Annotated in this window: 20 protein-coding genes; 6 read left to right on the top strand and 14 right to left on the bottom strand. The window is 71.7% G+C overall.

Annotated features, from left to right (window positions below; genetic code table 11):
• Positions 1 to 88: 88 nt before the first annotated feature.
• Positions 89 to 1,291 carry a hypothetical protein gene (locus C4V41_RS04200; RefSeq protein ID WP_146103523.1) on the top strand — a complete coding sequence of 401 codons (1,203 nt, stop codon included), beginning with the start codon at positions 89 to 91 and terminating at the stop codon, positions 1,289 to 1,291.
• Positions 1,292 to 1,402: 111 nt separating this feature from the next.
• On the opposite strand, the gene C4V41_RS65235 is transcribed toward C4V41_RS04200, so the two are convergent.
• Together C4V41_RS65235 and C4V41_RS65240 are read right to left on the bottom strand one after the other, a co-directional pair.
• Positions 1,403 to 2,053, bottom strand: coding sequence for an HNH endonuclease family protein (locus tag C4V41_RS65235; RefSeq protein WP_103954349.1), 651 nt, complete (start codon positions 2,051 to 2,053; stop codon positions 1,403 to 1,405).
• A 249-nt stretch (positions 2,054 to 2,302) separates the two neighbouring features.
• Positions 2,303 to 3,250: an NBR1-Ig-like domain-containing protein gene (locus tag C4V41_RS65240; RefSeq protein ID WP_103954350.1), complete on the bottom strand. Its 948-nt coding sequence runs from the start codon at positions 3,248 to 3,250 to the stop codon at positions 2,303 to 2,305.
• Positions 3,251 to 3,678: 428 nt separating this feature from the next.
• Here C4V41_RS65240 and C4V41_RS04215 point away from each other — a divergent pair, with 428 nt between their 5' ends.
• Positions 3,679 to 4,461 carry an SAM-dependent methyltransferase gene (locus C4V41_RS04215; RefSeq protein WP_103954351.1) on the top strand — a complete coding sequence of 261 codons (783 nt, stop codon included), beginning with the start codon at positions 3,679 to 3,681 and terminating at the stop codon, positions 4,459 to 4,461.
• Positions 4,462 to 4,502: 41 nt separating this feature from the next.
• Here C4V41_RS04215 and C4V41_RS04220 read toward each other — a convergent pair whose 3' ends face one another.
• From C4V41_RS04220 to C4V41_RS04230, 3 genes are read right to left on the bottom strand one after another with little or no spacing between them, the layout of a single operon-like run.
• Positions 4,503 to 5,837 (bottom strand): SLC13 family permease, encoded by a 1,335-nt coding sequence (locus tag C4V41_RS04220; protein ID WP_103954352.1) that lies wholly within the window; start codon positions 5,835 to 5,837, stop codon positions 4,503 to 4,505.
• A 38-nt stretch (positions 5,838 to 5,875) separates the two neighbouring features.
• Positions 5,876 to 8,719: an FAD-binding and (Fe-S)-binding domain-containing protein gene (locus C4V41_RS04225; protein WP_103954353.1), complete on the bottom strand. Its 2,844-nt coding sequence runs from the start codon at positions 8,717 to 8,719 to the stop codon at positions 5,876 to 5,878.
• Positions 8,716 to 9,855 (bottom strand): pyridoxal-phosphate-dependent aminotransferase family protein, encoded by a 1,140-nt coding sequence (locus C4V41_RS04230; RefSeq protein ID WP_103954354.1) that lies wholly within the window; start codon positions 9,853 to 9,855, stop codon positions 8,716 to 8,718. Before C4V41_RS04230 ends, C4V41_RS04225 begins: the two co-directional genes overlap by 4 nt.
• Positions 9,856 to 9,943: 88 nt before the next feature.
• Between C4V41_RS04230 and C4V41_RS04235 the strand changes: the two genes are divergently transcribed.
• Positions 9,944 to 10,654 (top strand): IclR family transcriptional regulator, encoded by a 711-nt coding sequence (locus tag C4V41_RS04235; protein WP_103954355.1) that lies wholly within the window; start codon positions 9,944 to 9,946, stop codon positions 10,652 to 10,654.
• A 138-nt stretch (positions 10,655 to 10,792) separates the two neighbouring features.
• On the opposite strand, the gene C4V41_RS04240 is transcribed toward C4V41_RS04235, so the two are convergent.
• The gene (locus tag C4V41_RS04240; protein WP_103954356.1) at positions 10,793 to 11,257 is read right to left on the bottom strand and encodes a copper chaperone PCu(A)C; all 465 of its coding nucleotides are present in this window, start codon (positions 11,255 to 11,257) and stop codon (positions 10,793 to 10,795) included.
• Positions 11,258 to 11,409: 152 nt separating this feature from the next.
• Here C4V41_RS04240 and C4V41_RS04245 point away from each other — a divergent pair, with 152 nt between their 5' ends.
• Complete coding sequence (locus C4V41_RS04245; protein WP_103954357.1) at positions 11,410 to 12,741, top strand: MFS transporter; 1,332 nt, start codon at positions 11,410 to 11,412, stop codon at positions 12,739 to 12,741.
• A 78-nt stretch (positions 12,742 to 12,819) separates the two neighbouring features.
• On the opposite strand, the gene C4V41_RS04250 is transcribed toward C4V41_RS04245, so the two are convergent.
• Positions 12,820 to 13,068: a DivIVA domain-containing protein gene (locus C4V41_RS04250; protein ID WP_160150161.1), complete on the bottom strand. Its 249-nt coding sequence runs from the start codon at positions 13,066 to 13,068 to the stop codon at positions 12,820 to 12,822.
• A gap of 101 nt (positions 13,069 to 13,169) precedes the next feature.
• On the opposite strand from C4V41_RS04250, the gene C4V41_RS04255 reads away from it, so the two are divergent.
• Positions 13,170 to 13,388, top strand: coding sequence for an EF-hand domain-containing protein (locus C4V41_RS04255; protein ID WP_103954359.1), 219 nt, complete (start codon positions 13,170 to 13,172; stop codon positions 13,386 to 13,388).
• Positions 13,389 to 13,419: 31 nt separating this feature from the next.
• Here the strand turns inward: C4V41_RS04255 and C4V41_RS04260 are convergent, their stop codons facing one another.
• From C4V41_RS04260 to C4V41_RS04290, 7 genes are read right to left on the bottom strand one after another with little or no spacing between them, the layout of a single operon-like run.
• Entirely contained in the window at positions 13,420 to 14,085 is a 666-nt protein-coding gene (locus tag C4V41_RS04260; RefSeq protein WP_146103524.1) for a GntR family transcriptional regulator, read from the bottom strand.
• A gap of 30 nt (positions 14,086 to 14,115) precedes the next feature.
• Complete coding sequence (locus C4V41_RS04265) at positions 14,116 to 14,883, bottom strand: fumarylacetoacetate hydrolase family protein (protein ID WP_103954361.1); 768 nt, start codon at positions 14,881 to 14,883, stop codon at positions 14,116 to 14,118.
• Between the two features lie 8 nt (positions 14,884 to 14,891).
• The gene (locus tag C4V41_RS04270; RefSeq protein WP_103954362.1) at positions 14,892 to 15,893 is read right to left on the bottom strand and encodes an ABC transporter substrate-binding protein; all 1,002 of its coding nucleotides are present in this window, start codon (positions 15,891 to 15,893) and stop codon (positions 14,892 to 14,894) included.
• A 12-nt stretch (positions 15,894 to 15,905) separates the two neighbouring features.
• The gene (locus C4V41_RS04275) at positions 15,906 to 16,847 is read right to left on the bottom strand and encodes an ABC transporter permease (RefSeq protein WP_146103526.1); all 942 of its coding nucleotides are present in this window, start codon (positions 16,845 to 16,847) and stop codon (positions 15,906 to 15,908) included.
• Positions 16,844 to 17,689, bottom strand: coding sequence for an ABC transporter permease (locus C4V41_RS04280; RefSeq protein ID WP_103954364.1), 846 nt, complete (start codon positions 17,687 to 17,689; stop codon positions 16,844 to 16,846). Before C4V41_RS04280 ends, C4V41_RS04275 begins: the two co-directional genes overlap by 4 nt.
• Entirely contained in the window at positions 17,686 to 18,489 is an 804-nt protein-coding gene (locus tag C4V41_RS04285) for an ABC transporter ATP-binding protein (RefSeq protein ID WP_103954365.1), read from the bottom strand. The genes C4V41_RS04280 and C4V41_RS04285 overlap by 4 nt, the downstream gene beginning before the upstream one ends.
• 52 nt (positions 18,490 to 18,541) lie before the next feature.
• A complete protein-coding gene (locus tag C4V41_RS04290) occupies positions 18,542 to 19,429 on the bottom strand; it encodes an alpha/beta fold hydrolase (protein ID WP_103954366.1) in 888 nt (295 codons plus the stop codon).
• A gap of 99 nt (positions 19,430 to 19,528) precedes the next feature.
• Between C4V41_RS04290 and C4V41_RS04295 the strand changes: the two genes are divergently transcribed.
• Positions 19,529 to 22,672 carry a BTAD domain-containing putative transcriptional regulator gene (locus C4V41_RS04295; RefSeq protein ID WP_103954367.1) on the top strand — a complete coding sequence of 1,048 codons (3,144 nt, stop codon included), beginning with the start codon at positions 19,529 to 19,531 and terminating at the stop codon, positions 22,670 to 22,672.
• Positions 22,673 to 22,704: the final 32 nt, after the last annotated feature.

A 22,704-nucleotide genomic window follows, 5' to 3' on the forward strand; every position in this document is an offset into this window, starting at 1 on the left:
ACCCCTAAGGCCCCTATGATTCCTTCAAGGCCCCTATGCGTTCCCTGGGCCATGTGCGCGGCTGACCGGCGATGGTACGAAAGCGTTCGTGACCAAGCGAAAAATCTTATCCCTGACATCCAGCGGAATTCTCGGCGCGGTCGCGCTCACCGCGAGCTTGGCGACCGCGGCCCCGGCGGGTGCGACACTCGCGCCGGTCTGGGACCACCTGTCCTTTCCCTACGGATACTCCGATTCCGGGAAGCAGCTCAAGGAACTCAACGACGTCGCCGCGCTGAGCGGCACCCAGGCCTGGGCCGTGGGGCAGGTGCGGATGGAGGGGTGGCCGTACCCGCCGCCGGGTGTGGTCTGCCCCGACCTGTTCCGCTGGAACGGTCAGACATGGGTGAACGACCGGCCGGACGCCACCTGCCGCGGCGCGCTGACCTCGGTGTCGGCCGCCGCGGACAACGACGTGTGGGCCACCGGTTCGGCCATCGCCTACCACTGGAACGGCACGGCCTGGACCCTCACTCCGTACCCGACCGACCAGAACAACCCCTTCTACCTCGATGATGTCGCCGCGGTGGGCGGCACCGCCTTCGCGGTCGGCAGGTCCGACCAGTCGAGCAGCGGGGTTTCCACGGCGGGCGTGATCCGCTGGGACGGCACCGCCTGGCAGAAGATGAGCCTCCCGCCGCTCCCGGGCAGCACCGACCTGAGCGCGGTGCACGCTCTGGCGCCGGACGACGTCTGGGCGGTCGGCACCACCAACCGCTACGGGCCGGGCACCGACGCGCACACCCTGGTGCTGCACTGGGACGGCCGCACCTGGTCCCGGCTGCCGGATCCGCCGAAGGAAGCGCTGGTCGAGACCGCCCTGGACGCGGTGGCCGCGCGGCCCGGCGAGGTGTGGGCGGCCGGTCAGCGGACCACCTACGAGGCCAACGGCATTTCGGTCAAGAAGCGCGAGGCGTTCGCCATGCGGTGGAACGGCAGCGCGTGGACGGTGACACCGACCCCGGCGATCACCGGCTGGTACGGATCCGCCATCACCTCGCTGGCCTGGAAGGGCACCGAGGTGTGGGCCGGAGGCAGCGGGCAGGACGACGCCACCGCGCGCAGCGTCGGTGTGCTGCTGCGCTGGAACGGCACCGCCTGGCAGCAGGCGCCGAAACCGCCGCTGGTCGACGACTACCGGATCAAGCAGCTCGGTGCTGTGCCGGGCGGCGGCCTGTGGGCAACCGGCTACGGCACCCGGGAGACCGACGCGCTCGCCAAGGGCCAGTTCCTGGCCCGGGTCACCGGCTGAACCTCCCTCCTCGCGATGGAGTGGGTGTTGCGCGCGAGCTGACCGCCGCCCCGCCGATCTCCGTCCGGCGTCCGTCGGCCGATGGGTCGGCGGGGGCGGGTGATGGGTGGGTCAGCAGGTGGCGAGCATGCTGGTCAGGGCCGACTTTTCGGCGGCGTCGGTGCTCAGGCCCCAGTACCACTTGACCTGGATCCAGGCGCGGGCGTACCGGCAGCGTTCGGCGGTGCGGGGCGGTTGCCACTCGGCCGGGTCACGGTCCGACTTCGACTGGTTGACGTTGTCGGTCACGGCCCACAGTTGCGGGCCGCCCAGGTCGTTGGCGAACTGCTGGCGGCGGGCGGTGGTCCAGCTCCAGGCGCCCGAGGACCAGGCCTCGGCCAGGGCCACCATGTGGTCGATGTCCACGTCGCTCGCGGCGGTCCAGGTCGCGCCGTCGTACGGGCTGTACCAGGAGCCGGAGGTGGCCGCGCAGGCGGAGTTCGTCACCACGTTGGTGCCGTCGCGCTTGAGCACCTGTTCGCGGGTGTTGCAGGTGCCCGTGATGGTGATCCAGTGCGGGAACAGGTCGCGGTCGTAGGTGTCGCCGTGGGACTCGGCGGCCACCGGGAGTGCGGCGAGGCGGGAGGTGGCGGTCGAGGCGGAGGGGATGTTGGGCGGGATCGCCGAGGCGGGCTGGGCGGTGATCGTGAGGGTCAGGGCGGTGGCGGAGACGATGCCGAGGGTTCGAGGTAAGGCACGGGGTAATGCACGGTCGCGGCGCATGAGGGGATGACCCTTCTGCCGCCGTCCTCGGACGGGCCGCAGATGCCGGTCAGGGGGCGAGGAGGGCGGGCACCTCGACGGTGACAGCGTCCGGTTGGTCCATATATGGCCAGGTTTGCCGAGCTGTCATGAAGGTGTTGATGAACTCCTGACAAGGATCGTCATGGGGTCGCCGCCGAGTGGGTCAACGTTGGGGCGACGTTCATCGGGCGCGTGTTCGCGCCGCCTGTGCACGCCGGTCCCGGAGGGTCAGGCCACGGTGACGTCGAGGAAGATCGGTTTCTTGGCGGCGAGGAGCGGGGAGCCGTCCTCGTCGGTCATCTTCCAGAAGATCTTGCACCGGCCGGGCTTGTCCGAGGCGCGTACGCGTACCGTGATGTCGACCGTCTCACCGGGCAGGACCGGGCCGATGCCGACCCGCTTGGGAGCCTTGCACGGCGTGTCGTTCATGCGGGTGAGGTAGCGCCCCTGCCACGGGACGTTGCCGGCGTTGCGGATGCGCCAGACCTTGTCGAACTCCGCGCCCTTCTTGACCACACTGCCGTCCGGGAAGGTCACGTCGCCCTCGAAGGCGGAGTCGTCCCGGGGGGCGGAGGGCTGGGCCGGGGTGGGCTGGTTGGTGGGGGTGCTCTTCGCGTTCTCCATGACGAGGGGCATCACCCAGCCGAGCAGGACGGCGGCCAGGCCGGCCACGCCGGTGACCGCGGCCAGCAGGGTCAGTCTCCTGCCGGACGAACCGGTGGGTGAGCCGGTGGTCGGGCCGGTGGTCGTGTCAGCGGACGGGTTGGACGGGTCCGACGGGCGGGTGGGTGGTTCGGGGGTCTGGCCGGCGGTTTCGGGCATGCCCGCCTCGTTCTCGGTGGCCGCGGCCTGCTCCCAGTATGCCCGCCACTCCCGCCTGACCTCGTCGGCATCGCGGCCCAGCCGATCGACGGCCAGGACGCGTACGAACTCCCACGTCGTCTCCCAGCTCGGCAGCGCGCTGCCCCGGGCCGCGGCGGCCAGCGACGACTTCGAGGCCGCCGCCCCCATCCGGGAGGCCATGTCCGCGAACGACGGATCGCCCGCCTGCGCCTTCAGCTCCCAGAGACGGTGGGCGAACAGCGCGACGGGTCCGGACTCGGGATTCGGGCGGATCGGCTTGCGCCCCCGCCGCGACCCCAGCCCTTCGTCCTGTGATTCGGACGACTCCGCCATCCCACCCCTGCTCCGGTCGATCGCATGCGTACGGCTCTCTCGTCGTACGCATCGAGACCAAGGAGGCTATCAAAGCCGAGGCGCCCGGACCGGCCGAGCGGGTGAGCAGGAGGTGCCGCCCGGCCGGGGCCCCCGTGGGTGGTGGGGCATGAGGGAGGTCAGCGGATGACGTCGAGTGCCCGGAGTCGCCGCGCCGGGAGGGGGATCGCCGGGGCGGGGGTGGCCGCCGCGGAAGCCGCCTTCGTGCGCATTCTCATGAGTGCCCTCCCGTGTTTCTGGCAATACTTTCGCGGGCGGCTCCCCGCCGATCCAAGAGTTTTATGTCCGAGCATTGTCCAAAGGTCCTTTGGACAATTCGGTACGCAGGTCGGAGGGCGGGTCGCTCGAACCGATCCGCCCAGGTCGCCCGATGATCTATATTCGGGCATATGTCGGACAATCCGGAGATTGATAGGAAAGTCCCGAACGTAGCCCGGATCTACAACTACTTCCTCGGGGGCAGGGACAATTTCGCCGCCGATCGCACGGCCGCCGAGAGTGTGCTCTCGATGGCGCCCGAGGTCCGTGCCGCGGCCTTGGAGAACCGGGAGTTCCTCGTCCGCGCCGTCGACCATGTGGCCAGGGCGGCGGGGGTCCGGCAGTTCGTGGACATCGGCGCCGGGATCCCCGCCCGGCGTCCCGTTCACCAGGTCGCGCAGCGGGTCGATCCGGCGGCCAGGGTCGCGTACGTGGACAACGACCCCGTCGTGCTCGCCCACGCGCGCGCCCTGCTCGGCCGGGGCCGCGGCACCACGGTCGTTCAGGGGGACGTGCGGTGCCCGGAGGCGATCCTGGCCGCCCCGGGGCTGGCCGGGCTGCTCGACCTCAGCCGGCCGGTGGCGGTGGTCCTGATCGCGGTCCTGCACTTCGTCCCCGACTCCGATGACCCGGCCGGGATCGTGCGGCGGCTGCTCGATCGGCTGCCGTCGGGCAGCCACGTGGTGATCACGCATCTGTCCGACGGGGGCGTGCCCGGCGACCCGCGCATCGCCCGGGTCCGTCAGGTGTACGGCGGCCGGCTGTTCTTCCGCTCGCGCGCGGCCATCGGGGCCCTGTTCGACGGGCTGGAGCTGGTGGAGCCGGGACTGGTCGGGGTGGCGGACTGGCGCAGGTCCTGGTCAGGTGCGCAGGGCACCTCATGGTGGCTGGCCGGGGTGGCACGCAAGCCCTGAGCCGGCCGGTCGCGTACGTCGCGGACCGGCCGGTCCGGGTCTCAGCCCAGCCAGCCAGGGACCACCAGGACGGCCCACGCCGCCAGCGGCCCGACCACGACGATCACGCCGCCGTACGCCAGGAGTTTGCGGTAGAAGTCGTCGCGCTCCATGCCCCTGACGTTGGCCACGAGCAGCGCCCCCGTCGTGGAGAACGGGCTGACGTCCACGATCGCCGACGACACCGACAGCGCCGCGATCATCGCGATCGGCCCGAGGCTGCCCTGCGACAGCAGCGGTACGGCCAGCGGCACCAGCGCCCCCAGGATGCCCACGGTCGAGGCGAAGGCCGACACGACGCCGCCCACGTAGCAGATCAGCAGCGCCACCAGCAGCGGGATGCCGATCGCGGCCACGGCCGAGCCCACGTAGTCGACGGTGCCGATCTCCTGCAGCACGCCCACGTACGTGACGACGCCGCAGATCAGCAGCACGGTCGGCCAGGCCACCTTCTCCACGGCGCCCTTGTTCGTCTTGGGGGAGGTGAGGGAGAGGATGACGGCCACGGTGACGGCGGTGAGACCGACGTCGAGCTTGAACACCAGCACGGCCAGGCAGAGGCCGACGATCCCGGCGAGCGTCAGGCCCTGGTGCGGGGTGAGCCGCAACGTGGTGTCACGGGCCACCGTGGTCCCGACCCCGCCGCCACCGCCGCCATCGACCCCGCCGCCGGCCGTCTCGCCGCCCGAGGGCTCCACGTCGTCGGCGGGGGCGGTTTCGATGCGGCCGCGCCGTACCAGGTCGCGGCCGCCGAAGACGAAGTAGACGGCCACGGCCGCGGCGGCGTTGAACGCGAAGCTCGACAGGAACAGCACCAGGTTGTTGCCGGGCAGGTTCGCGTCCTTGGTGACGCCGTTCACGATGCCGCCCAGCACGCTGATCGGTGAGAACGCGCCCGCCTGCGTCCCGTGCGCCACCATGAGCCCGATCAGCATCGGATGGATCCGGTAGTCGGCCGCGAACCCGAACGCGATGGGCGCCAGGATCGCCGCCACCGCCGGCGCCGGGGCGCCCACCGCCGTCAGCAGCGCCGAGATGACGAACACCACCGGCGGGATGGCCGCCAGCCGGCCCCGTACGAGATGGACGGCGGCCCGTACGAGCCAGTCGACCGTGCCGTTGTTGGTCGCGATCGCGAACAGCAGCGTCACCCCGACGAGGATCACGAACAGGCTGCCGGGGAACGCGTCCAGGATGGCGTCGGTCTCCATGTTCGCGGCCAGCGTGCCGACCAGGAAGGCGCCGACGAGGGCCAGCGCCCCCAGGTTCACGGGGAAGAGGGTGGCGATGACGAACATGACGATGAGGGCGAGAATGGACAGGAGCTCTGCGGACACTGCGTACTCCGATCTCCCCCCGAACCGATTCCGGACGTTTATGGCAGGACGGCCGCCTCGAAGACGAGCTCGACCGGGTGGCGGGCGGTACGTCCCGCCCCGTGGGCGATCTGCTGGCGGCATGAGACCCCCGTGGCCGCGAGCAGGGTGTCGGGTGAGGACGCGGCGATCGCCGGGAAGAGCCGGAGGCCGCCGATCTTCATGGACAGGTCGTAGTGCTCGGACTCGAAACCGAACGATCCGGCCATACCGCAGCAGCCGGCGTCGACCTCTGTCACCTCCGCTCCCGGGATTCTGTTCAGCAGCGCCCGCGTGGCCGCGGTGCCGGTGACGGCCTTCTCATGGCAGTGGCCGTGCAGGAGGATCTCGCGCCCGCTCAGCGCGTCGCCGAGCACCAGCGAGCCGTCGTCGATCGCCTCGGTCAGCACTTCGGGTACGAGCCGCGCGCGAGCCGCCACCGCCGCCACCCGCGGGTCGCCCGGGAGCAGGGCGGCGTACTCGTCCTTCAGCGTGAGCAGGCAGGACGGCTCCAGGCCGACGATCGGCGCGTCGGACGCGGCCAGGCGGCCGACCATCTCCGCCGCCATCGTGCGCGCCCGGTCGAGCAGGCCCTTGGAGATGCTGGAACGGCCGCAGCAGCCCTCGGCCGCCAGGCGCACCCGATGGCCCGCGCGCTCCAGCAGCTCGATGGCCGCCCGCCCGATGGCCGGCTCGCTGAAGGTGGTGAAGGAGTCCGCCAGCAGGATGATCTCCTTGCCGGTGGCCGCCGGGCGGCGGGCGTGCCAGCGGAGCAGGTTGTCGCGGTGGAAGCGGGGGAGCGGCCGGCGCCGGCTCAGGCCGAGGGGGCCGCGGGCGAGGCCGGCCAGCCGGTTGGACAGCGGCGCGGTGGCCGAGCCCAGCCGGTTCAGCGTCCTGATCGCGCCGAAGAGCTTCGAGCGCAGCGGTACGCCGTGCGTCTGCTGATACTGGTGCAGGAACTCGCTCTTCAGCGATGCCATGTCCACCCCGAGCGGACACTCCGACTGGCACGCCTTGCACTCCAGGCAGAGGTCCAGGATGCCGTGCAGCCGCTCGTCGCCCAGCGCCTGCCGGGGATCGGGTGACGACAGGGCCAGGACCAGGGCGTTGGCCCGGCCCCGGGTGGAGTGCTCCTCCTCGCGGGTGGCCATGTAGGAGGGGCACATGACGCCCGAGTCGTCCTTGCGGCAGACGCCGACGTTCATGCACCGGTCGGCCGCGGCGTGCATGCCGCCCGCGAAGCTCAGCGTGGTGGCCAGCGGGCGCGGCTCGGGCGCGGCCGGGTCGCGCAGGTGGTCGGTCATCGGCGGCGCGTCCACGATCTTGCCGGGGTTGAGCAGCCCACGCGGGTCGAAGACGCGCTTGACCTGCCGCATCGCCTCGTAGATCTCGTCACCGAACAGCCGCCGGTTGAACTCCGAGCGCGCCAGCCCGTCGCCGTGCTCGCTGGAGTTCACGCCGCCGTGCCGGGCGGCCAGTTCGGCGATCTCCTCGGCGACCGCGCGCATCGTGCCGATCCCGCCGGGCGCGCGCAGGTCCACGAAGGGGCGGATGTGCAGGCAGCCGACCGAGCAGTGGCCGTAGAAGCCGGCCCGCAGCCCGTGCCGGTCGAGGATGCCCGCGAACTCCTCGACGTACGGCAGCAACCGCTCCGGCGGCACGGCCGTGTCCTCCACGAACGCCAGCGGCCGGCGGCTGCCCACGCTGGAGGCCATCAGCAGGCCGAGTCCCGCCTTGCGCACCTTGAGCACGGCCGTCTGCTGCTCGGCGGTGACGGCCCTGAGCGTGTGGTAGCCGTGGCCGTTCGCCTTCCAGGTGGCGGCCAGTTTGTCCACCCGGTCGGCCACTTCGGAGGGCTCGTCGCCGAAGAACTCGACGAACAGCAGTGCCTCCGGGTCGCCCTCCAGGATGTCGCCGAGCCTGGCGTAGTCCACGCGCTGCCTGGACAGGTCGAGGATGGCCTTGTCGAGCAGCTCGACCGAGGCGGCGCCGAAACCGAGGGCGTCGGCGGTGGCGGCGATGGCGGCCGGGGTGGAGGTGAAGTGGCCGACGGCGATGGCCTTAGCCCGCGGCCGGTCCACCAGCCTGACCGTGGCCTCGGTGACGACGGCCAGCGTGCCCTCGGACCCGACGATCAGCTTGGTCAGATCGAGCCCGCCGCCCGCCGTAGAGCCGCCCGCCGTGAAGCCGTTCGCCGTAGAGTCGTCCGCCGTAAAGCCGTTCGCCGTGAAGCCGCCCGCGGCGGCGTCCAGGCGGTAGCCGCCCGAGTGGCGCCAGAAGCGCGGGAAGCCCGACAGGTCCACGCCGCGCAGAATCTCGCCGATCTGGGAGGTCAGGTGGGGGTCGGTGGCCAGGTCGGGTGTGGTGGCGTCGGCGAGCACCACCCGCAGGGCCTCCACGTGGTCGATCGTGGAGCCGTACAGGACGGAATGGCTGCCGGCCGAGTTGTTGCCGATCATCCCCCCGATGGTGGCCCGGTTGCTGGTCGAGGTGTCCGGCCCGAACATCAGCCCGTGCTTGCGGGCCGCCCGGTTGAGCTGGTCCTGGACCACGCCCGGCTGCACCACGGCGGTCCTGCCGTCGATCTCCAGGATCCGGTTCATGTGCCGGGAGAAGTCCACGATCACGGCCGCGCCCACCGTCTGACCGGCCAGGCTGGTGCCCGCGCCGCGCGGCAGCACCGGCACGCCCAGCTCACCGCAGGCCGCCACCAGCGCCTGGACGTCGTCGGCGTGCCGGGGGAAGGCGACGGCGAGCGGTTCGATGGCGTACATGCTGGCGTCGGAGGAGTAGAGGTGCCGGGTGTAGGGGTCGTCCCTGACGTCGCCGGCGAGCAGGGCCGCCAGCGTCCTGGCCACGCTCATTCCGCGCTCTCCAGGTACGCGAGCGCCGCCCGTGTCCCGCCTTCCTTGATCGGCACCCCGGAGGCGGAGAGCCCCATCTCGACCCCGCTCAGCGTGCCCGCCAGCATCAGGTCGTTGAAGTGCCCCAAATGCCCGATCCGGAAGACGCGCCCGGCGAGCCGCCCGAGCCCGGTGCCGAGTGACATGTCGTAGCGCTCCAGGATGAGCCGCCGGACCGCGTCGGCGTCGTGGCCGTCCGGCATCAGTACCGCCGTGAGCGCGCTGGAGTGCTCCCGGTCGTCGGCGCAGAGCACTTCGAGCCCCCACCCGCGCACCGCCCGCCGGGTCGCCTCGGCGTGCCGGTCGTGCCGGGCGAAGACCGCGTCCAGGCCCTCCTCGGCCAGCATGATGAGCGCTTCGCGCAGGCCGTACAGGAGGTTGGTCGGCGGTGTGTACGGGAAGAAGCCCTGCCGGTTGGCCGCGATGATCGGCTCCCAGTCCCAGTACGAGCGTGGCAGCCGCCCCCGGTGCGCCAGCGCCTTCGCGCTGACCGCGTTGAACCCGATGCCGGGCGGCAGCATGAGCCCCTTCTGCGAGCACCCGACGGTCACGTCCACGCCCCACTCGTCGTGGCGGTAGTCGATCGAGCCCAGCGACGAGATCGTGTCCACCAGCAGCAGCGCCGGATGCCCGGCCCGGTCGATGGCCGCGCGGATCTCCGGGATGCGGCTGCGCACCCCGGTCGAGGTCTCGTTGTGCACCACCATGACGGCGGCCACGTCGGGCGTGAGCCGCCCGGCCAGCGCGTCAGGGTCGGCGCCGTGCCGCCAGTCGCCCGGGACCACGTCCACGACGAGTCCGAGCCGGGCCGCCATCTCGCACCACAGCGAGGAGAAGTGCCCGGTCTCGAACGCCACCACCTTGTCGCCCGGCGACAGCGTGTTGACCAGCGCCGCCTCCCAGGCTCCCGTCCCCGACGACGGGTAGACGACCACGTGCGAGCCGGTCTGGAAGACCGCCTGAAGCCGTTCGAGCAGCTCGGTCGCGAGCGCGGCGAACGCCGGGCCCCGATGGTCGATCGTCGGCTGGGCGATGGCGCGCAGCACGCGGTCCGGAACGTTGGTCGGCCCGGGAATCTGCAGGAAGTGCCGGCCCACTGTCTTTCCACCTCCGTGCCATCACACGGCACGGCGTGCCGCTGTGCGGTTCATTAACATTAAAATCACCCCGCAGAGGAGTCAATGCATGCAGAACGTGATCAACGCCCTCCGCGTCCTCGAAGAGGTCGCCGCCCGCCAGCCCGTCGGGGTCGGCGAGGTGGCGCGCGGGCTCGGCCTGCCCAAGAGCACGGTGCAGCGCTCGCTCAAGACGCTGCACGAGGCCGGGTGGATCAGGCCCGCCGGGGGCGAGGTCACGCGCTGGCAGGTCACCAGCAAGGCGCTGCAGATCGCCCGGCGCACCGAGCTGGGCCTGCGCGACGCGGCCATGCCGGTCATGGAGGAGCTGCGCCAGCGCACCGGCGAGACGATCCACCTGATGGTGCCCGAGGGGGACGCCGTGGTGCTGATCGAGCGCCTGGAGACCGACAAGCCGCTGCGCATCGTGCTGCCGCTGGGCATCAGGCTGCCCCTGCACGCCTCGGCCAACGGCAAGGCCGTCCTGGCCCACCTGGGGGGCCTGCTTGAAGACCTCCCCGGCTACACCGACACCACGATCACCGACGCCGGAGCGCTGCGGGCCGAGCTGGAGGCCGTCCGGGCGCGCGGCTACGCCGACAACCGGGGCGAGTGGCGCTCCGACATCGCCGCCGTGGCCGCCGCCGTCCTGGGCCCCGACGGCCCGATCGCCAGCCTCAGCGTCTCGACCCCGGCCAGCCGCATGCCGGAGGAGCTGCGCGCGGAGTACGGCAAGCTCGTCACCCAGGCGGCCAGGACGCTCACCGATTCACTCGGCTGAACCGCATGGAGCGGCGAAATGGCCGTTCCTGACGACCGGGGGAACGGCGGGCCTTTTACATGACGGGCGAACGCTACTGTACCGATCCCAAGATCGCGCGCTCACCGGCCAAGGGCCGGCGGCACCTCGACCCCTGGGCTACGTGGCGGGCGGCAGCGAGGCGTAGTGGCCGAGCCGCTGCATGACCGGCACGTTCACCCGCATGGTCTTGCCCTGCTGGAACGTGAACGTCATCGGCACCGACCCGCCGCGCACCCCGCTGGCCGTGCCGATGGGCCGGCTGTCCGTGCCGACCGGCTGGTTGGGCGGCAGGGCGATGGGCCCGGCCAGTTGCACCGAGCCGCCGCCCTCGACGGTGACCCTTTCGAGCTGGACGGGCCGGCCGCCCTCGTTGAGCAGCACCCCGTACAGGGCCAGCCGCGGCGCGGGCGAGGCCGGGTCGGTGCCGCCCAGCAGGAAGACGTTGCGCAGGTGCAGGCCGCCGTCCACGTCGGCGTTGGCCCCCTCGTTCTGGGGAAGCCGGTTGGCGTCGTCGAGTCCCGCCTGCGAACAGCCGGTGGCGGCCAGGGTGACGACGAGCATGGCGAAGACGATGGGACGCATCGCGAGGCCCCCTCCTCTTGACACTGCGTTGCCGTCCCGCTACCCGGCGATCGAACCGGCGAACCTCGGCCGCCCCGAAATCAGGCCCGTGACCATCGATGATGCATCATGTACCGTCACCGGTAACGCACGACCTACCGGAGGAGCGGTAGATGGTCGATCAGCAGGGACTTGACACGACAGGTCAGCAGAAGAGACGACAGCTGGTCCGGGCGGTGATCGCCTCCGCCGTGGGGACCTCGATCGAGTGGTACGACTTCTTCCTGTACGGCTTCGCCGCCAGCACCATCTTCGCGGAGCTGTTCTTCCCGACAGAAGACCCGACGACCGGCCTCCTACTCGCCCTCGGCACCTACTTCGGCGGTTTCGCCGCCCGCCCGATCGGCGCGGCGATCTTCGGCCACTACGGCGACCGCATCGGCCGCAAGGCCACCCTGATCATCACCCTGCTCACCATGGGCGTCGCCACCGCCCTGGTCGGCCTGGTGCCCACCTACGACCAGATCGGCATCTGGGGCGGCATCCTGCTGACCCTGCTGCGCCTGCTCCAGGGCATCAGCGTGGGCGGCGAATGGGGCGGATCCGTGCTGCTGGCCACCGAATGGGGCAAGTCGCGCGGCGGCAAGCGCGGCTTCCTCGGGAGCTGGCCGCAGTTCGGCGTGCCCGTCGGGCTCGTGCTCGGCTATCTGGCCCTGCAGGTGTTCCAGCCGCTCGACCCCTACTGGGGCTGGCGCATCCCGTTCCTGCTCAGCATCGTGATGGCCGGGGTGGGCCTGTACATCAGGCTCGGCATCCTGGAGACGCCGGTCTTCGAGAAGGTCGTGCGGGAGAACAAAGTAGAGCGCGTTCCCGTCCGCCAGGTCCTGGCCAAGAACTGGCGGGAGATCGTGCTGAGCGCGCTGCTGCGCACCGGGCAGCAGGCGCCGTTCTACATCTTCACCGTCTTCATCCTGAGCTACGCCACCAAGACCCTGGGGTTCGAGCCGAGCCAGGTCTACACGTACGTCATCGTGGCCGGCGTCATCTCGCTGTTCACCGTGCCGTTCTGGGGCTACATGTCCGACCTCGTGGGCCGGCGGCGGCTCTACATCGTGGGCGCCGCACTCATGGTCGTCTGGTCGTTCATCTACTGGCCGCTGCTCGACACCCGCACGCCCGCGCTGGTCTTCCTGGCCATCGTGCTGTCCGCGCCCATCCACGACATCCAGTACGGACCGCAGGCCACGTTCATCGCCGAGAGCTTCACCGGGCGGCTGCGCTACAGCGGCGCCTCGCTCGGCTACCAGCTCGCCTCGGTGACGGCCGGCGGCCCCGCGCCACTGATCGCCGTCTGGCTGCTCGCCACCTACCAGAGCTCGTTCGCCATCGCCGTCTACATGGCCATCTGCGGCCTGATCAGCGTCGCGGCCGCGTGGGCGCTCAAGGACCGCTCACACCAGGACTACGCCATCGAATACGACGAGGATCCCGCCAAGAGCGGGTGAACTGCTCGATCGCGACCACCGCGACCTCGGCACGGCGCTCCGTCAAGGCCGCCCCGAGCTCGCGGTGGTCGCGTGAACCTAGGCCTTCTCGAGGCGCCGGACACAGTCCAGCAGAGCCGCGTCCACCTGGCTGCGATGGTATCCACGGAAGGCGACCTTGAGCTTGGCCATCCTGATGGCATCCGGGGTGATGCGCTCCAGCTCATTCGCGGTCCCGGTCAACGTCTTCTCGACCCGCTGCAGCAGGTCGTGGACCAGATGCCGGTCGTAGCCCCGCATGACCACGTCGAAGGCGTACCGGCTCGCCGGTTCGTTCACGTCATCCACGAGGTGACGATCGCGCATCCACCGGGGATCCGGCAACCCCGGCTCGTGCTTGGATGTTGCTTCGTCCGCACATCGCATGACTCGCACGATGAGAGGTCACCATGCCGAACCTTGACGACCCGACCGCCACGTTCCAGGAGTTCGACCGCGACGGGGACGGATACATCACCCGCGAGGAGTTCGCGCTGGCCATGAACGCGCGCGGCGAGGAGGTCATCGCCGCCGAGCTCGACTCGATCTTCAAGGTCTCGGACGAGCACGACGGGGATGTGGACGGGCGCATCTCGCTGGCGGAGTTCTTGGTGGCCTGGAACAGGTGACGCGCCTGCCCACCGTGACCGCGTGAAGCGGCTAAGTGCGGGTGAGTTGCTCGATCGCGGTCATGGTCGAGTTGAGGTGCCGGATCGCGATCTCCACCGCGGCCTCCGCGCGGCGCTCCCTGAAGGCTGCCAGGAGTTCGCGGTGGTCGCGGTCGGCCTCCTCCCTGCGTGCGCGCTCCTGTCCGCGCAGGGAGAGCCCCACGTAGACGGCGGCGCCGTCGCGCAGGCCGGTGAGGATCGCGCACAGCCGGGGTGAGCGCGCCGCGTCGCTGAACACGGCATGGAACTGCCGGTTGAGCTCCACCCACTGGCCCGGGTCGCGCTCCGCCGCCATCAGCTCCCGCAGCCGGGCGGCCCGGTCGAGTTCCTCGTCCGTGATACGTTCCACGGCCTTGCGGATCGAGACCGGCTCCAGCATGCGGCGCAGCTCGTAGATCTCCCTGACCTCGGACAGGTCGAGCTCCCGGATGATCGCGCCCTTGTGGGCGTCGATCCGGACCAGGCCCGCGCCCGCCAGGTCGCGCAGCGCCTCGCGCACGGGGGTGATGCTCACCTTGAGCTGGGCGGCGATGTCGGCCTGCACCAGGCGGTAGCCGAGCGGCAGGTCGCCGCCGAGTATCGCCCGCCGGAGGGTTTCGTAGACGAAGGCGTGCGCGGTGCGGGCCGGCGGGCCGGGCTTGAGCACGACGGTCGTCACGCAAGCCACTATATGAGGCGCGATCGCCGGTCAGGCGGTCTCCGACACGACCGGGTTGCTCAGCTCGCCCAGCCCCTCGACCGCGATCGTCATCGTGTCGCCCGGCTGCACCGGGCGCACGCCCGGCGGGGTGCCGGTCATGATGATGTCGCCGGGTTCGAGGGTGGAGAACGCCGTCACGTACGCGATCAGGGTGGGGATGTCGAAGATGAAGTCCCTCGTACGGCCGTCCTGGCGCACCTCGCCGCCCACCGTGCAGGTCACGCGGACGTCGGCCGGGTCGAACTCGGTGTCCACCCACGGCCCCAGCGGGCAGAAGGTGTCGAAGCCCTTGCCGCGCGTCCACTGCGGGTCGCTCTTCTGGATGTCGCGGGCCGTGACGTCGTTGCCGATCGTGTAGCCGAACACCAGGGACATCGCGTCCTCGGCGGCCACCCGCCGGCCCCTCGTGCCGATGACCACGACCAGCTCGGCCTCCGGGTCGAGCCGGCCCGACAGCGACGGATAGACGACCTCGTCGCCGGGGCCGGCGATCGAGGACGGCGGCTTCAGGAAGAGCAGCGGCTCCTTGGGCACCGGGTTGCCGAACTCGGCGGCGTGGTCGGCGTAGTTCCGGCCCACGCACACGATCTTGCTCGGGGTGACGGGGGCGCGCAGCCGTACCCGGCTGACGTCGCCCACCGGCGTGCCGGGCCGCAGCCCCTCGTAGGGGTCGCCTTCGGCGGCGCGTACGGTGCCGTCCTGGTCGAGCACCCCCCACCGCACCGTGCCGTCGGCGTCGTACCTGATGATGCGCATCTCGCTCCTCAGCAACCGTTGTACTCGTTCGTCCAGAGCCGGCCCTCGGCTCCGTCCGCCTTCTCCTCGAGGATTTTCAGCCTGAGCATGACATCCAGCGTGCGCTGGACCACCGCCGGGTCGAAACAGCCCTTCTCGGACAGCGCGGAGGACATCGCCTGCACCGTGCGCAGCACCGTCGCCTTGTCGGTGCTGCCCAGATCGTCCATGATCTGCTCGGCCACGGCGTCCGGCTGCCGCTTGACCTTCGCCGTCGCCTGCGCGAGCACGCGGCTGAAGGCGGCGGCGGTCGTGGCGTTCTCCTCCGCCCACCGCCGGGACGTGGCCCAGGCGGTGTAGTCGAACCGGTCCAGCTCCGGCACCTCGCCCTTGGGGCCGTCGATGAGGACGACGCCGAAGCCCTTCTCCGCGGCCACGTACGGCGTCGGCGGCGACAGGTGGTAGGCGTCGATCTGCCCCTTCTCCAGGGCGGCCAGCAGCGCGGACCCGCCGCCCAGCGGCACGATCTCGACGTCGCGCTCCGGGTCGAGGCCGACCGAGCCCAGGTAGTAGCGCATGTAGGTGTCGGTGGGGGAGCCCGGCGAGGTGATGCCGATCTTGAGGCCCTTGAGCGCGCCCAGCCGGTCCTTCAGCGGGGAGGCCGCGGTGACGTTCTTGCGCTCGGCGACCTCCTTGCGCATGACGAGGGTGAGGGTGACCCGGTTGAGGATGTCGTGGGCCATGACGACCGAGTCGTCGCCCGCCTTGCTCAGCTCGGCCAGGTCCTCGAAGCCGACGTCGGCGTACTGGGCCTGGCCGGAGGCGAGCGCGGCCATGCTGTCGTTGCCGCTCTCCACCTCCACGATCTCGACCGTCAGCCCTTCCTTGGCGAACAGGCCGTCGTCCTGGGCGACGTACAGGGCGGACAGGAACACGTTGGGCGCCGACGCGATCGTGATCTTGTTGTCCTGCCCGGCGCAGCCCGCCAGCAGGAGCACCAGCACCAATGCCGTCGACCCGGACCTCCTCATAGAGACCCTCCTTCACAGGGCGTCGTCGCCGCGCAGCCGGACCTCGGGCCGCCAGCGCAGCACACGGGACAGTGGTCGCAGGGACAAGGACAGGAGCAGGACGATCGCGGCCAGCACGATCGTCCCCGCGATGACTCCCGCGGTCTGGTAGCGCCCGGCCGCCGCCCTGGTCAGGTAGCCGATGCCGCGGTTGGAGGCGATGAACTCGCCCACGACCGCGCCGATCATCGCCGCCGGCAGCGTGACCCGCAGGGCCGCCAGCACGTACGGCAGCGCGCCGGGCAGCAGCACCCACCGCATCGTCGCCCACCGGCCGCCGCCCATGACCCGGGTGACGTCGAGCAGCCCCCTCGGCACCTGCCGGATGCCCTCGACGGTGTTGATGAAGACCACGAAGAACACGAAGTACGCGGCCAGCACGATCTTCGGCGCCAGGCCGATGCCGAACCAGAGGATGAACACCGGCCCCAGCGCCACGGCCGGGATCGAGTACGCGATGAGGAAGTACGGCTCCACGACCCGGTAGGCCACCCGGCGCAGGGCCAGCGGCCAGGCCAGCAGGACACCCAGCGCCGCCCCGGCGAGGAACCCCAGGCCGGCCGAGGTGAGCGTGAACCTGGCGTGGAACCAGAAGTCGGCCGACCCGAACCACTCGATCAGCCGGTCGGCCACGGCGGCCGGGCTGCTGATGAAGAACGGCCTGATGAGGGTGCCGGAGACGAGCTCCCAGGCGACCAGCCCACCCGCCGCCACCCCGGCCCGGCCCGCCCACACGAACGCCCGCCGCGTCCGCCGCCGCCGCACACTCCGCCGCCGCGTCCGGTCCAGAAGGCCGGCCGAGCTCGCCGGCGCGGCCTCCTCCCGCTTCCCGGCCGAGCTCGCCGGCGCGGCCTCCTCCCGCTTCCCGGCCGAGCTCGCCGGCGTGGCCTCCTCCCGCCTCCCGGCCGCGCTCATCCGTGCGGCCTCTCCGCGCACCACGGCAGGGCCCGCGCCTCGATGGCCCGGATCGCCGCGTTGACCAGCATGACCAGGGCCGCCACGACCACGATCCCGGCGAAGACGGTCGCCGTCTCGAACTGGCGCGACGAACGGACGATGAGAAAACCCAGCCCCTGGGTCGCCGCGATGAACTCACCCAGGATCGCGCCCACCATGGCCCGCGAGAAGGTCAGCCGGATGCTCGCCACCACGGCGGGCGCGGCCCCGGGCAGCACGATCGTCCGCACCAGCCGCCCGCCGCGCGCCCCCATCACCCGCGCCACCTCGACCAGCCCCGGCTCGATCCCGCGTACCCCCGCCATGGTGTTGGCCAGCACGATCAGGAACACCATCAGCGCGGCCAGCAGGACCTTCGGCAGCAGGCCGAGCCCGAACCACATGATGAACATCGGCGCCAGCGCGATCTTCGGGATGGAGTAGAACGCCGCCAGGAACGGCCCCGCGATCTCGTCCAGCACGGGCACGGCCACCAGGACCAGCGCCGCCGCCAGGCCCACCGCGATGCCGATGAGGTAACCGGCGCCCGCCTCGCCCAGCGTGACCCCGATGTGCCCCCACAGCCGCCCGTCGACCGCCAGCTCCGCCAGGCGAGCCGCGACCTCGGACGGGCTGCTGACGTACCGGGGCTCGACGACGAGCGGCAGGCCGAACTCCCACACCAGCAGGAGCGCCGCTCCGAGCACGGCGATCCCGCAGCGAACGAGCAGCCGCTCACGGGAGGCGGCGGCGCGGGCGCGGGCGGTGGCCTGCGCGAGCACGTCCGCCGAGTGCCCGCCGCGTACGGAGGAGAGCGTCATGTCGCCGCGATCTCCATGCGGATGTCGTCCCACAGCGCGTCGTACAGCTCCCTGAACCGCGGGAGGTCGTGAATGTGGAACACGTCGCGCGGCCGGCGGAGCCCGACCTCGTACTCCCGCTTGATGCGGCCGGGCCGGCAGGTGAAGGTGATGATCCGGTCGCTGAGGGCGATGGCCTCGACCAGGTCGTGCGTGACGAACAGCACCGTGGGCCGCCGTAACTCCCACAGCTTGAGCAGCTCGTCCTGCAGGATGACACGGGTCTGCGCGTCGAGCGGGCCGAACGGCTCGTCCATGAGGACGACGTCGCTGTCGTACGCGAGCGTGCGCACGATGCCGGCCCGCTTGCGCATGCCGCCGGACAGCTCGTGTGGATAGTGGTTCTCGAACCCGGCGAGCCCGACCAGCTCGATGAACTCCCGCGCCCTGCGCCGCCGTTCGTCCTTGGGCACGCGGCGCAGTTCGAGGCCGTATTCCACGTTGCGCAGCATCGAACGCCACGGCAGCAGGTTGTCGTCCTGGGTGATGTAGCCGACCTCGGTGTTCACCCCGGTCACGGGCCTGCCGTGGTGGACGACCCGCCCGGCGGAGGGCCGGGTGAGCCCGGCGAGCAGGTTCAGCACCGTGGACTTGCCGCAGCCGGACGGGCCGACCAGGCTGATGAACTCGCCGGGGCGGGCGGCGAAGCTCACGTCGTCGAGGGCGAGCAGGGGTCGCGCGGAGCGGCCCCGAGGGACGAACGCCTTGTAGACCGCCTCCAGGCGGATGGCCTCTTCGAGTGGGTGGGCGCGATCAACCATTCGATCAGCTCCATACTGGATACTGCAGATGGTAGACCGTCTACGAATCAGATCAAGGGGCCTGCCGGCCGAACAGCTCGCGCAGCGCCTTGACGACCTCCGCCGGCGACTCCTCGGCCATGAAGTGGCCGCAGGACACGGTGTGGTGCGTCAGGTCGGGGGCCCAGGCCCGCCAGCGGGCGGCGGCGTCGAAGCCGAGCGCGGCGCCCCAGTCCTGCTGCAGGACCGTCACCGGCATGCGCAGCCGGTTGCCCGCCTGCCGGTCGGCCTCGTCGTGCTCGACGTCGATCGTGGCCGTGGCGCGGTAGTCGGCGACGATCGACGGGACGGCCTCGCGGCACGCCTTCAGGTACGCGGCGCGTACGTCGGCGGGGATGGCGTTCGGGTCGTTGCTCCACAGGTCGAGGAAGTGGCCGAAGAACGCGTCCGCCGAGTTGCCGATCATCGTCTCGGGCAGGCCGGGCGGCTGGGCCATCAGGTACAGGTGGAACCCGACGGCCGCGGAGGCGCCGCGCATGACGTCCCACATGTCGAGGGTCGGCAGGACGTCCAGCGCGGCCAGGTGGGTGACGGTGCCGGGGTGGTCGAGGCCGGCCCGGATGGCCACCAGGGCGCCCCGGTCGTGACCGGCCAGGGCGAAACGGTCGTGCCCGAGGGCGCGGGCCAGTTCGACGACGTCCTTGGCCATGGTGCGCTTGGAGTAGGTCCGGCCGTCGGTGTCGGCGGGCTTGTCGCTGTCGCCGTAGCCGCGCAGGTCGGGGCAGATCACCGTGTGGTCGGCGGCCAGGTCGGCGGCCACGTGGCGCCACATGAGGTGGGTCTGGGGGAAGCCGTGCAGCAGCACGACCGGGCTCCCTGAGCCGCCCACCGCGACATTGATCGCCACGCCGCCGTCGACGGTGACGCGCCGCTGGGCGAAGCCGGGGATGGTGGTGGTCATTTCGGTTTCTCCTGTGCTGTGTGGGTGGTGTGCCGTTCAATGTGCCGTCTCCCAATCAGCGCCTGGTCAGCGGTGGGTCAGCCGATAGGTTGGGTGGCGATGGTGTCTTTCGGTGTGCTGGGCCCGCTGACGGCCGAGAACGATCGCGGCCCGGTGCACCTCAAGGGGCCGCGGCATCGGGCCGTGCTGGCTCGGCTGCTGGTCGCCCGTGGGCGGGTCGTGCCCGTGTCGTGGCTGATCGACGACCTCTGGGACGACCCGCCGGCGGGTGCGCTGGGGGCCGTACAGACCTTCGTGGGGGCGCTGCGCAAGGCGCTGGAGCCCGACCGGCCGCCTCGTACGCCTTCCCGGCTGCTGGTGACGGCGCCGCCCGGCTACGCGCTGCGTGCCGAGCCCGGGACGGTGGACGCCTGGCGGTTCGAGTCCGCGATCGCCGGCGCCGGCGACCTGCCGGCCGGGGACGCCTTGGCCCTGCTGGACGAGGCGCTCGGGATGTGGCGGGGGCCGGCCTACGGGGAGTTCGCCGACCAGGACTGGGCGCGCGGGGAGGCGGCCCGGCTGGGCGAACTGCGCCTGCTGGCCGTGGAACGCCGGGCCGAGGCGGCGCTGGCCGCCGGCCGGGCCGCCGAAACGGTGCCCGACCTGGAGGCGCACGTGGCGGGGCAGCCGCTGCGGGAGGACGGGTGGCGGCTGCTGGCCCTGGCGCTCTATCGGTCCGGGCGGCAGGGGGACGCGCTGGGGGTGCTGCGGCGGGCGCGGGAGGTGCTGCGGGACGAACTGGGGCTGGACCCCGGGCAGGGCCTGCGCGAGCTCGAAGCCGACATCCTCGCCCAGGTCCCTCACCCCCCTGTCCCGATACGCGCCAAGGGTGGGGAGCGCTCGTTCGTCGGGCGGGTCGCGGAGCTTGGGGTGATGGAGGCCGCCGCGGCGGACGTGGTGACGGCCGGGCGGCCGAAGCTCGTGCTGCTGTCCGGGGTCGCGGGGGCCGGGAAGACCGCGCTGGCCAAGGTGCTGGCAGGGCGCTTGGAGACGGCGGGCTGGATCGCGGCATGGGGCACCAGCCCGGAACTGCCGGGCGCGCCGGCGGCGTGGCCGTGGACACAGATGTACGACCAGCTCTCGACCACGGCCGGAGCCGGGACTGGGTGGGAGCCGGAGGAAGGGACGCCGGCCGCGCGGTTCAGGCGGCATCGGGCGATCGCCGCCTACCTGGGTGGCATCGCCGCCGGCAGGCCGGTGGTGCTGGTCTTCGACGATCTGCACTGGGCCGACGAGGAGACCCTAGCGCTGCTGACCGCGCTGGACACCGGGCCGGTGCTGATCGTGGGCACCTATCGATCCACCGAGATCTCCGCCGGGCTGACCGAGGCGCTGGGGCGGGCCGCGAGGGCCGAGCCGGTGCGGGTCTATCTCGGCGGGCTGGGGGAGCCGGAGGTCCGGGAGCTGGTCCGAAGCGTGACCGGCCGGGAGGTCGGGGAGGCGGACGCGCGGGTGGTCCACGCGCGCAGCGGCGGAAATCCGTTCTTCGTCCGGGAGTTGGCCCGGGTGTGGGAGAGCGAAGGGCTGCACACGGTGCCGGCCGGGGTGCGGGAGGTGATCCGGCACCGGCTGGCCGGGCTTCCCGAGGTGGTGCGCGGGCACCTCAGGCAGGCCGCTGTCGTCGGGCAGGAAGTGGATCTCGGGGTGCTGGTCGCGCTGGCCGGGGACGAGGAGCGGGTTCTCGACTCCGTGGAGTCGGCGCTGCCGGCGGGCTTTCTCGTCGAGCAGGACGCCGGGCGGGTGCGGTTCGCGCACGCGCTGGTGCACGAGACGCTCTACGGCGACATCACGCGGGCCCGTCGGGCTCGCTGGCATGCCGACGTGGCCGGGATCCTCGAACGGACCCGCCCGGACGAGGTCGAGGCGATCGCCGGGCACTGCCTGCGGGCTGAGGGCCGGGCGGGCGCGGCTCGTACCGCGCGGTACACCCGGGCGGCGGCCGAGCGTGCGGAACGACGGTTCGCCCCGCACGAGGCGGCCCGCTGGTGGCGCGCGACGGTGACGGCCCTGGAGGAGGGTGATGCCCGGGAGTGGCTGGCGGCCGTGATGGGGATGGTCAGGGCGCTGGCCGTGAGCGGTGAGTTGCGGGAGGCGCGGCGGCATCGGGGGCGGGCCGTGGAGGTCGCCGAATCCGTGGGTGATCCGGTGCTGACCGCCAAGGTGATCGGGGCCTTCGACGTGCCCGCCATCTGGACCGCCAACGACGATCCCGCGCTGTCGGCCCGGCTGGTCGCCGCCGCCGAGCGGGTGCTGGGTGAGCTGCCCGCCGGGCACGCGGAGGAGCGGGCGCGGCTGCTGGTCACCATCGCCATGGAGTTGCGCGCCGACGGTGGGCGGCGGGGGGAACGGGCGGCGCGTGAGGCTGAGGAGATCGCCCGGCGGCTGGGTGATCCGGGGTTGCTGGCGTATGCGCTCAACGGGCGTTATATGCAGATGTTTCATCGGGCCGGGCTCGCCGAGCGGCGGGCCGGCATCGGGGCGGAGCTGCTGGAGCTGGCCGCTGGGCGGGGCGGGCTGGTGACGTACGAGGTGCTCGGGCGTCTGATCCTCATGCAGGCGCGGGCCGCGCTCGCCGACGTCGAGGCCGCCGACGCGCACGCCGCCGCGGCCGATCGGCTGGCGGAACGGTACGACCTGCCGCTGGTCGGGGTGTTCACCACCTGGTACGCGGCCCTCCGGCCGGCCATGACGGGACGGGCGGACGAGGCGCGGGCCGCCTGCCGGGCGGCGGCCGTCCGGCTGACGGGCACCGGGATGCCGGGAGTGGAGGAGGGGATCCTGCCGCTGGCCCTGCTCTGCATCGATCTGACCGCCGGTGAACGGCCCTCTCCGGAGCTGGGGAAGGCCGACTGGGGACCGTACGAGCCGTGGGCCCGGCCGCTGGTGCTGCTCGGTGAGGGACGGCGGGAGGAGGCGCTGGCCGCCGCGCGCTCGATCCCGGAATCTCCGCGCGACCTGCTCCTCGAGGTCAGGACCTGCCTGCACACCCGGATCGCCATCGAAGAGGGTGACCGGGCCGTGCTGGAGCGTCTCTACGACGCGCTGCTGCCCGCGGAAGCGGAGATCGCCGGGGCGGGCAGCGGGATGGTCACGCTCGGTCCCGTCGCGCGGTATCTCGGTGAGCTGGCCGCCGCCCTCGGACGAGAGGACGTGGCCGCACGCCACTATCGCAGGGCGCGGGCGGGGCTCCGACTTCCCTCCTGACTTTCCGAAACTTTCGGGCAACTTAATGCCGG

Source organism: Nonomuraea solani, from assembly GCF_900108335.1.
In the GTDB taxonomy this organism is placed as follows: Bacteria; Actinomycetota; Actinomycetes; order Streptosporangiales; family Streptosporangiaceae; genus Nonomuraea; species Nonomuraea solani.

Coding starts and splice junctions, on each gene's coding strand:
- C4V41_RS04285 (WP_103954365.1), bottom strand. CDS start 18,489: ATGGTTGATCGCGCCCACCCACTCGAAGAGGCCATCCGCCTGGAGGCG.
- C4V41_RS04270 (WP_103954362.1), bottom strand. CDS start 15,893: ATGAGGAGGTCCGGGTCGACGGCATTGGTGCTGGTGCTCCTGCTGGCG.
- C4V41_RS65240 (WP_103954350.1), bottom strand. CDS start 3,250: ATGGCGGAGTCGTCCGAATCACAGGACGAAGGGCTGGGGTCGCGGCGG.
- C4V41_RS04245 (WP_103954357.1), top strand. CDS start 11,410: ATGGTCGATCAGCAGGGACTTGACACGACAGGTCAGCAGAAGAGACGA.
- C4V41_RS04275 (WP_146103526.1), bottom strand. CDS start 16,847: ATGAGCGCGGCCGGGAGGCGGGAGGAGGCCACGCCGGCGAGCTCGGCC.
- C4V41_RS65235 (WP_103954349.1), bottom strand. CDS start 2,053: ATGCGCCGCGACCGTGCATTACCCCGTGCCTTACCTCGAACCCTCGGC.
- C4V41_RS04225 (WP_103954353.1), bottom strand. CDS start 8,719: ATGAGCGTGGCCAGGACGCTGGCGGCCCTGCTCGCCGGCGACGTCAGG.
- C4V41_RS04290 (WP_103954366.1), bottom strand. CDS start 19,429: ATGACCACCACCATCCCCGGCTTCGCCCAGCGGCGCGTCACCGTCGAC.
- C4V41_RS04255 (WP_103954359.1), top strand. CDS start 13,170: ATGCCGAACCTTGACGACCCGACCGCCACGTTCCAGGAGTTCGACCGC.
- C4V41_RS04240 (WP_103954356.1), bottom strand. CDS start 11,257: ATGCGTCCCATCGTCTTCGCCATGCTCGTCGTCACCCTGGCCGCCACC.
- C4V41_RS04235 (WP_103954355.1), top strand. CDS start 9,944: ATGCAGAACGTGATCAACGCCCTCCGCGTCCTCGAAGAGGTCGCCGCC.
- C4V41_RS04265 (WP_103954361.1), bottom strand. CDS start 14,883: ATGCGCATCATCAGGTACGACGCCGACGGCACGGTGCGGTGGGGGGTG.
- C4V41_RS04280 (WP_103954364.1), bottom strand. CDS start 17,689: ATGACGCTCTCCTCCGTACGCGGCGGGCACTCGGCGGACGTGCTCGCG.
- C4V41_RS04295 (WP_103954367.1), top strand. CDS start 19,529: ATGGTGTCTTTCGGTGTGCTGGGCCCGCTGACGGCCGAGAACGATCGC.
- C4V41_RS04215 (WP_103954351.1), top strand. CDS start 3,679: ATGTCGGACAATCCGGAGATTGATAGGAAAGTCCCGAACGTAGCCCGG.